3 protein-coding genes are annotated in these 1,546 nt (G+C 35.8%); all 3 read right to left on the reverse strand.

Annotated elements, in window-relative coordinates:
• Window positions 1–163: 163 nt before the first annotated feature.
• The 3 genes from B0186_RS12025 to B0186_RS08025 all read right to left on the reverse strand — a co-directional run bounded on the left by B0186_RS12025 (window position 164) and on the right by B0186_RS08025 (window position 1,425).
• Window positions 164–364 carry a hypothetical protein gene (locus tag B0186_RS12025; protein WP_235817205.1) on the reverse strand — a complete coding sequence of 67 codons (201 nt, stop codon included), beginning with the start codon at window positions 362–364 and terminating at the stop codon, window positions 164–166.
• Window positions 365–466: 102 nt separating this feature from the next.
• Window positions 467–988, reverse strand: coding sequence for a nucleotidyl transferase AbiEii/AbiGii toxin family protein (locus B0186_RS12030; RefSeq protein ID WP_235817206.1), 522 nt, complete (start codon window positions 986–988; stop codon window positions 467–469).
• Window positions 961–1,425, reverse strand: coding sequence for a hypothetical protein (locus tag B0186_RS08025; RefSeq protein WP_078218848.1), 465 nt, complete (start codon window positions 1,423–1,425; stop codon window positions 961–963). Before B0186_RS08025 ends, B0186_RS12030 begins: the two co-directional genes overlap by 28 nt.
• Window positions 1,426–1,546: the final 121 nt, after the last annotated feature.

Consider the following 1,546-nt stretch of genomic DNA (forward strand, 5'->3'; position numbering starts at 1 on the left):
AATTTGGGATGGGGTCAGCACTAGATTTAAAAATACACAATTATATTTACCTTGCGATAGTACAGGTAATATACATTGGGATTTTATGGAGAAATATATTCTTTCTCTACCTAATGGAAACATTTTGTGATTAATCAATAGCGAGCATCTAGCTCGCTATTTTTTATCTAATTCTCATCTTGATTGGATTAACTCTTATCTCATTCTCAGGTTTATTCTCAGTCCTTCTATTCAATAGATCATCTGGAAAAGGCTGAAAGATAGATTTCATCATCTGCTCAGTAGAAATTTCTTGCAACAATATTGAACTATATAAGTCTTTGGATAATTCATTGAGTTCAAGGGAAACCGTTTCTACATCCATAATTTTGTTTAAGAGTGGATCGGCTTGTATATCTTCACTATAGGCACTGACTAATTTGTCAGGATCTTGTGCAAATGTCTTTAACCGCTCTAATATTGATGATCACAAAATGCATCCATAATTTTTAGCAATAAAGTGCAAATCAAATAAATCACGCCCTTTTGTTCGTGTATTATCTCCATCAAAAGCGGCATTCAATTTGTTGTCAGTAATACGTTCAATAGAAGCAACTCGAATACCATTTTTTATTGAAACTTGCTCTTCTGGTGGTGGATTTCGATAAGAAATTTCGATTTTGAGAGAGTCCTTATGCCCCGTATCTCGAATGTGATAATTCACCATATAGCGGCTGACTGTATCAGTATCTTTTTTCACATTAATCTCATCAATAATAATGCCATGTGGTGCAGCACTTTTAATTTTACTAATGAGGTTGAGTTTTTTATCTGAATCGAAATCTAAATCTTCGGAAAAGCGATTTAGTCCATAACCCAAATAAAGGGCTGTTCCACCTTTCAACACAAGCGGTGTTTCTACTAATTGAGACAATACGCCACGCATCAAACATTCATGTTGTTTATCACGTTCGCTCAGCATTATATTATTGGATTCTTGCTTTTCCATAATTGTAAGTTCTCCTTTTCACTTTCCGTTAAATTAGGCTCTAGCGAGCTAATGAGGGTGTAAACTAATTTCTTGTCCTCATCACTTGGAAACCAATCATCAAGGATAACACGCCCAATTGAGCCTGTTTTTAATACTGCATAATAGAGATAATCGACACAAGCTCGTGGGTGGTCTGCTATCCAAACAGGCGTATGTTCAGGGTAATAACCCATCTCATTAAGTCGTTGCGTACCGTCAATAATACCCTGCTGCCCTAACAAGTGATGAGTATTCTTTGGCTGATTTTCGCCATAAAGATAGAAATCCAGCGGATAAGCATTCGCACTTAATGCGGCTGCACTATGCCAATCGCCTGTATTTTCAGGGCTGATAACATTTAGTGCTACAATACTGCTGATGTAGTAATCAGGGTTTGTCGGTGGAATATAAAGCATTTCGATAGTCTCATTCCTTTGTTATTTGCTACATTATAGCATATTTCAACCCTGTATAAAACATAAGCAAACTAACCAATTAAGAACAAAATATCGCCAGTTAAACCACTAAAAAGATTTT

It is taken from the genome of Canicola haemoglobinophilus (assembly GCF_002015075.1).
In the GTDB taxonomy this organism is placed as follows: Bacteria; Pseudomonadota; Gammaproteobacteria; order Enterobacterales; family Pasteurellaceae; genus Canicola; species Canicola haemoglobinophilus.

What these genes read in the sequence shown, in the direction of transcription:
- B0186_RS12030 (WP_235817206.1), bottom strand. Translation starts at nt 988, where the DNA reads ATGGAAAAGCAAGAATCCAATAATATAATGCTGAGCGAACGTGATAAA.
- B0186_RS08025 (WP_078218848.1), bottom strand. Translation starts at nt 1,425, where the DNA reads ATGCTTTATATTCCACCGACAAACCCTGATTACTACATCAGCAGTATT.
- B0186_RS12025 (WP_235817205.1), bottom strand. Translation starts at nt 364, where the DNA reads ATGGATGTAGAAACGGTTTCCCTTGAACTCAATGAATTATCCAAAGAC.